The following is a 5256-nucleotide window of genomic DNA, read 5'->3' on the forward strand; positions in this document are numbered from 1 at the left end:
GCCCGCGGCGCTGCGGTCGTGGCCGGGGGCGAACCGGTCGTAGCCGACGACTTCGGCGCCCCGTGCCGCCAGCCGCCAGGCGGCCTGGCTGCCCATCGTTCCCACGCCGACCACGGCGACACGTCTCCTCGCAGCTGACACAGGACTTTCCTTTCGTAACGCCGGGCCGCAAGCTGGGTCCTGAGCGTGAGGATGCTTGGTGGCGACTTGGAGGGGGCGCGCCCTGGGGCCCCAACGCTCGCATGCGTCCCGGGTTCGGGGATCCACCCCAGCCCTCGGACCCTTCCGTCGTGCCACATTGTGGTACATCATGCCGGTATTCGGCACAGAGTGACAGCGGCTTAGGGGGGAGTCAAGAGATCCAGCCGATGGCCGTGTGACTCGACCTCACCCCGCCCGTGACCTTGCTCGGTCGCTTCTTCTGGGCTCCCGGGGGCGGCTCTCGCTACAGGCCGACCACGGGGGCCAGTTGGGATCGGATGGTCCCGGCGTGGGGCCGCAGAGAGCCGTCGAAGGCGGCGGATCCGATGGTGAAGGCGTCGGCTCCGGCTGATGCGAGTGCCTGTATCTGGTCGGTGCTGGTGATGGAGCCGGCGATGACCAGGCGGCCGGTGGTGGCGGCGCGGGCGGCGCGGACCAGGTCGAGGGGGTCGGCATCGGTGGCGCGATAGGCGAGAAGGTCGATGCCGGCGCAGCCCGCGGCTTCCGCCCGTCGGCAGTCATCGGCGATGCGGTCCGGGTCGCCGGCGAGGCGGGTGGGGTGCCCGAGGGGTTCTCCGGCGAAGGGCAGGTAGCCGATGGACGTGCCCTGCAGGAGATCGAGGGTCTCCTCGATCCAGGTACCGCCCATCAGCCAGTCGACGCCGAGTTCGGTGGCTGTCCGTACTGAGGCAAGGGCCTGGTCCCGGTCGGTGCTGACGACTTCGAGGTAGGTGGTGGCACCCATGTCCTTGATGCGGGCGTGGAGCTGGGCGAGGGTGTCGCGGTCGACGCCGATGTCCTTGAATCCGATGTGGGTGATGCCGAGGTCTTTGATGGTGTCGAGAACATCGAGGCAGTCGGTGACGGTGCGGTCGTCGCGGGTGAGCATGAAGATGAAGTCCACGGTGTCCTTCGGCTTTCTGTTCCGGTTTTTGTTCCGGGTTGGTGTGAGTCGGTGGTCAGGGGCGGGCCGGTGCCCCTGAGGACAGGCGGTCAGCGTGGGTCAGGGCGGTGAGCAGGCTGGTGTGGTCGGCCGTGCCGAGACCTGCGATGTCGAAGGCGGTGCCGTGGTCGACGCTGGTGCGGACGAAGGGCAGGCCGATGGTGATGTTGACGCCGTGTTCGATCCCGAGGTACTTGACGGGGATCAGGCCCTGGTCGTGGTACTGGGCGACCACGGCGTCGAAGGCTCCGGCGCGGGCTCGCATGAAGACGGTGTCGGCGGGCCAGGGTCCACTGGCCTGGATGCCTTCGCTCTGCGCGGCCTGGATGGCGGGGGTGATGATGTCCAGGTCCTCGCGGCCGAACAGGCCGTTCTCCCCTGCGTGGGGGTTGAGGCCGGCGACGGCGATGCGCGGGGCGGGCAGGCCGCCGCGCTGGAGTGTGCGGTGGGTCAGGCGGATGATGTCGAGTTCGCGGGCGGTGGTGATCGCGTCGATCGCGGTGCGCAGGGACTGGTGCACGGTGACCAGGACGGTCCGCAGCTCGTCGGTGGCCATCATCATCGCGTAGTCCTTGGTGCCGGACAGGTCGGCGAGGATCTCGGTGTGCCCGGGGTAGGGGACGCCGGACATGCGCAGTGCTTCCTTGTTGATCGGCGCGGTAACCAGGGCCCGTACCTCGCCTGCCAGGGCGAGCTGGATACCACGGCGGACGTACTGGAAGGACGCCGCTCCCGCGCGTGCGTCGAGCGTGCCCCAGCGCAGGTCGGCCGGAAGGCCGTCCTCGGTGAGGACGTCCACCGTGCCGGGCGCGAACGCCGCCTGGTCGACGGATGCGATGGGGCGAAGGGTTAGGCGGGTTCCGGCGACCCGGTCGGCGCGGGCGAGGACGCCCACGTCGCCGATGACGACGACGGGCACGGTGCGCCGGGGATCGGCACACGCCTTCAGGGTGATCTCGGGGCCGATTCCGCAGGGGTCGCCCATGGTGATGGCGATCGGGGTCATGCGTGCTCTCCTGGGTCGAGGGGGTGTCGGATGAGGTGGCACAGGCGCAGGAACATGGCGTCGTCGCCGAAGCCGCCCGCCTTGATCAGCACGGGGAGGGGGAGCTGCCCGAGCAGCGTTCCGCGGGCGACGCCGGGTTCGGGTTCGTCGAGCAGGCCGATGCCGGTGGCACCAAGGGTCTGGAGCACGGTCGCGGCCGTTTCTCCCCCGGTGACGATGAGCGCGTCGACCGTGTGCTCTTCGGTGAGAGCCTGGACGACTGCTGCCAGAGACCGGGCGAGTGCTTGCGCGGTCTGTGGCGCGCGGCGTTCATCGGGTGTTTGCAAGGTGAGGACGGGGGCCGTCAGGCCGCGCAGCGTCTCCACGGCCGTGGCCGGATCGCCGCTGACGGTGATCCCTTGAACATCCGCCCGGGCGCGGAGCGCGGCCAGCTGCCGCCGGGTCGCCGGGTTGGCACTGCCGACGACGATCAGTGGGCGTCGGGCGGGCGCAGACACCGAAGCAGCGCTGCCGGCAGCGCGTGCGCACCTTCGGGCCAGGGCGGCCGCCAGCCCCGGGGAGCCGACCCACAGCACGTCGTCAAGGCGCGGTACCGCTGCCACCAGGTGGTCGAGGTCGTCATCACCCGCTGCGGAGTAGACGATCAGGTCACCGTTGCCGATCAGTTCGGGCAGCTCGGCCGCCCGGCCCGGGCCTGCCAGAACGGCCTCCGGGAATACCGTCGCCAGGTCCGAGCACCGCACGGGGTGTACCGGGTCGCGTGCGAAGTCACTCTCGTGGACCGGCACGCCCCGCACATATTGGACTCCCTCCACCGTCACCCTGCCCTCCGCTGGGAAGGCCGGGGCGATGATGGCGGCTCTCCGCCGCGATCCCGCCCACGCAGCCCGGACCTCGACCGCGACATGACCGCGCAGGGTGGAATCCACCGTTTTCAAGAGCAGCTCAGAGTCGGCGAACAGGCGCGCCGCCCGCCACGTACGCCTAGTGGCGGCCTCCTCGTCCAGTACGCGGCTTCCAAGGTCGACCGCGGTCACGCCCGCGGCGTGCTGCGGCACCACTGCCGGGGTGGAGAGCAGGATTCGGGCGTCGTGCCCGGCCCGGCGGAACGGCGCGGCACCGTCCCCGGCGCTGGTGAGGTCATCCGCCAGGACGGCGATGCCCGTCCGCTCGTCGTTGCGGAATGTCATGCCCCACCTCTCCGTTGGTCAGCCTTTTCTGTGACTGAATCAATAGTCGGTCAGGCAAAAGGGCTCGACAAGCGATTCATTCTCACGAGACCTGTGAGTAAAATTCACGTATGCGATGGTCGGGTCTGCCTCCACTGAATACTCTGCTGCCCTTCGAAGCGACCGTCCGGCACGCGAGCATGACCGCGGCGGCGCAGGAGCTGCATGTGACGCACGGCGCGGTGAGCCGACAGGTCCAGAACCTGGAGCGGTCCCTCGGGGTATCACTGTTCGAGCGTCAGACACGCGCCTTGCGCCCGACCCCGCAGGCGCGCCAGCTGGCAGCCGTCGTCAGAGACGCACTTGATCAGATCGATGCAGCCGCCCGGCAGATCTCACAGCGCACACCCGCAGGACCGCTCACCCTCTCGTGCGAGCCCACACTCCTGATGCGGTGGCTCATTCCCCGGCTGCCCGATCTGGCCGTGAACGTGCCAGACGTCACCGTCCACCTGTCCGCAGGCGGCGGCCCCGTCTTCTTCGAGCGGGACAACATCGACCTCGCGATCCGCCGAGACGACTTCCCGTTTCCCGAAAAAGTGAGCCGGACCTGCTTGTTCGCAGAGCGGATCGGACCCGTCTGCCGGCCCGATCTCGCGAACCGCCTGACCGGCGCCGGCATATCGGAGGTAGTCCTTCTGCACACCGGTACACGACCGCAGGCGTGGGACGACTGGCGAGGCATCACCGGCATGAAAGCAGAACCCGCCTCCCAGCAGACCCTGGAGCACTTCTACCTGACCCTCCAAGCTGCCGCGGCCGGCGTCGGGGTCGCGATCGCACCGTATGCCGTCGTCCGCGACGACCTCGAGCGAGGGCAACTCGTCGCACCCTTCGGTTTCGTCCCCGACGGCACCAGCTACCACCTCCTCAGCCGTCAACCACCCGAGCAAGACGTACGCGTCCGCCAGCTGACGGCATGGCTGCGGGCCCAGACGACCCAGCTCGAAAGCGATTCCGAAGAGGTGTGACCACTGGGCTTGTCGGACCTTCGTTGCTTGGTGTCCCGTCTGGTTGCTGGCGCAGTTACTGAGGTTTTCAGGGCGGGGTCGGTGATGTGAAAACCAGGCCGGTCGCGGTGAGGCATCCGTCGATCAGGTGGGGCCGGAGCTGGATCCTGCGTAACTCGCGGCGGAGTTTGTGATCGAGGTCGTCGGGTGTATCGAACGCGGTGTTGGCCATTGCTCTGCGCACGAGTGACCAGACGGCCTCAACGGGATTGAGGTCGGGTGCGTACGACGGTAGCCGGGCGGTGGTGAGCCAGTCGTGCTCGGCCTCGTACCGTTTCAGCCCGGCTGCCAGATGAGTGCGAGATTGTCCCAGACCACCACGATGGGGCCGTCAAGCTGGATATGTGCCCGGACCAGCAGATCCCGGTAGTCCTGCCAGGAGAAGCTTTTCCGGGCGCCCTTGAGCAGGAGATGGCCGCGGGGCCGGTGGATGAGGCGGCCGCTTTCGCCGGGTTTGTAACAGCACAGCGCCGCGACCGAGGTCCTGCGGCGGGATCTGCCCCGGACCCGAATGACAGGGGTATGCCCGCGCCGGCCCCAGGTGCGGGCAACCGGCGGCGTCATGGAGAACCCGGCCTCGTCTTCGAAGACACTGGTGGAGTGTCGGTATTCGAGGGTTGCAGTATTCGCCCGCAGGGCGGCGAGCACTCCCACACCCGGCCCGGTCACGTCAGCGGTGACAAGACACCCCATGCAGCTCTCGCCGTAACGGGCGCTGTCTGCGCGAAGACGCCGGATCAAGAAGAAGACCGACCTCATGCGGCGCTGCGAGGTTCACGGCGCCGGCAGGGCACCGATCTGCTGCATCACCCCGAGGAGGTCGGGCTGGCCCCGTTCGCCGACGATCCGGCCGTCGGCCAGGTAGTA

5 protein-coding genes and 1 pseudogene are annotated in these 5256 nt (G+C 68.7%); 1 reads left to right on the forward strand and 5 read right to left on the reverse strand.

Going from position 1 to position 5256, the window contains the following annotated elements:
* From OP79_RS58900 to OP79_RS48210, 4 genes are all read right to left on the reverse strand, one after another.
* Positions 1 to 312 (reverse strand): NAD(P)-dependent oxidoreductase (locus OP79_RS58900; protein ID WP_483855344.1); only part of this gene is annotated, 312 nt, incomplete at its 3' end.
* 133 nt (positions 313 to 445) lie between these two features.
* Positions 446 to 1105, reverse strand: coding sequence for a HisA/HisF-related TIM barrel protein (locus OP79_RS48200; protein ID WP_051745874.1), 660 nt, complete (start codon positions 1103 to 1105; stop codon positions 446 to 448).
* A 55-nt stretch (positions 1106 to 1160) separates the two neighbouring features.
* The gene (pdxA, locus tag OP79_RS48205) at positions 1161 to 2150 is read right to left on the reverse strand and encodes a 4-hydroxythreonine-4-phosphate dehydrogenase PdxA (RefSeq protein WP_033329580.1); all 990 of its coding nucleotides are present in this window, start codon (positions 2148 to 2150) and stop codon (positions 1161 to 1163) included.
* On the reverse strand, positions 2147 to 3340 hold the full coding sequence (locus OP79_RS48210; protein ID WP_051745877.1) for a four-carbon acid sugar kinase family protein: 1194 nt from the start codon (positions 3338 to 3340) through the stop codon (positions 2147 to 2149). Before OP79_RS48210 ends, pdxA begins: the two co-directional genes overlap by 4 nt.
* A gap of 110 nt (positions 3341 to 3450) precedes the next feature.
* On the opposite strand from OP79_RS48210, the gene OP79_RS48215 reads away from it, so the two are divergent.
* Positions 3451 to 4350 carry a LysR substrate-binding domain-containing protein gene (locus OP79_RS48215; RefSeq protein ID WP_033329581.1) on the forward strand — a complete coding sequence of 300 codons (900 nt, stop codon included), beginning with the start codon at positions 3451 to 3453 and terminating at the stop codon, positions 4348 to 4350.
* A 67-nt stretch (positions 4351 to 4417) separates the two neighbouring features.
* On the opposite strand, the pseudogene OP79_RS50230 reads toward OP79_RS48215, so the two are convergent.
* Positions 4418 to 4983, reverse strand: a pseudogene (locus OP79_RS50230) (transposase); the annotation flags it as partial.
* Positions 4984 to 5256 lie beyond the last annotated feature (273 nt).

The sequence above is a fragment of the Streptomyces yerevanensis genome (genome assembly GCF_000716805.1).
In the GTDB taxonomy this organism is placed as follows: Bacteria; Actinomycetota; Actinomycetes; order Streptomycetales; family Streptomycetaceae; genus Streptomyces; species Streptomyces flaveus.

Bases quoted from the DNA above. Each gene is read 5' to 3' on its own strand.
- pdxA (WP_033329580.1), bottom strand. From the start codon at position 2,150: ATGACCCCGATCGCCATCACCATGGGCGACCCCTGCGGAATCGGCCCC.
- OP79_RS48210 (WP_051745877.1), bottom strand. From the start codon at position 3,340: ATGACATTCCGCAACGACGAGCGGACGGGCATCGCCGTCCTGGCGGAT.
- OP79_RS48215 (WP_033329581.1), top strand. From the start codon at position 3,451: ATGCGATGGTCGGGTCTGCCTCCACTGAATACTCTGCTGCCCTTCGAA.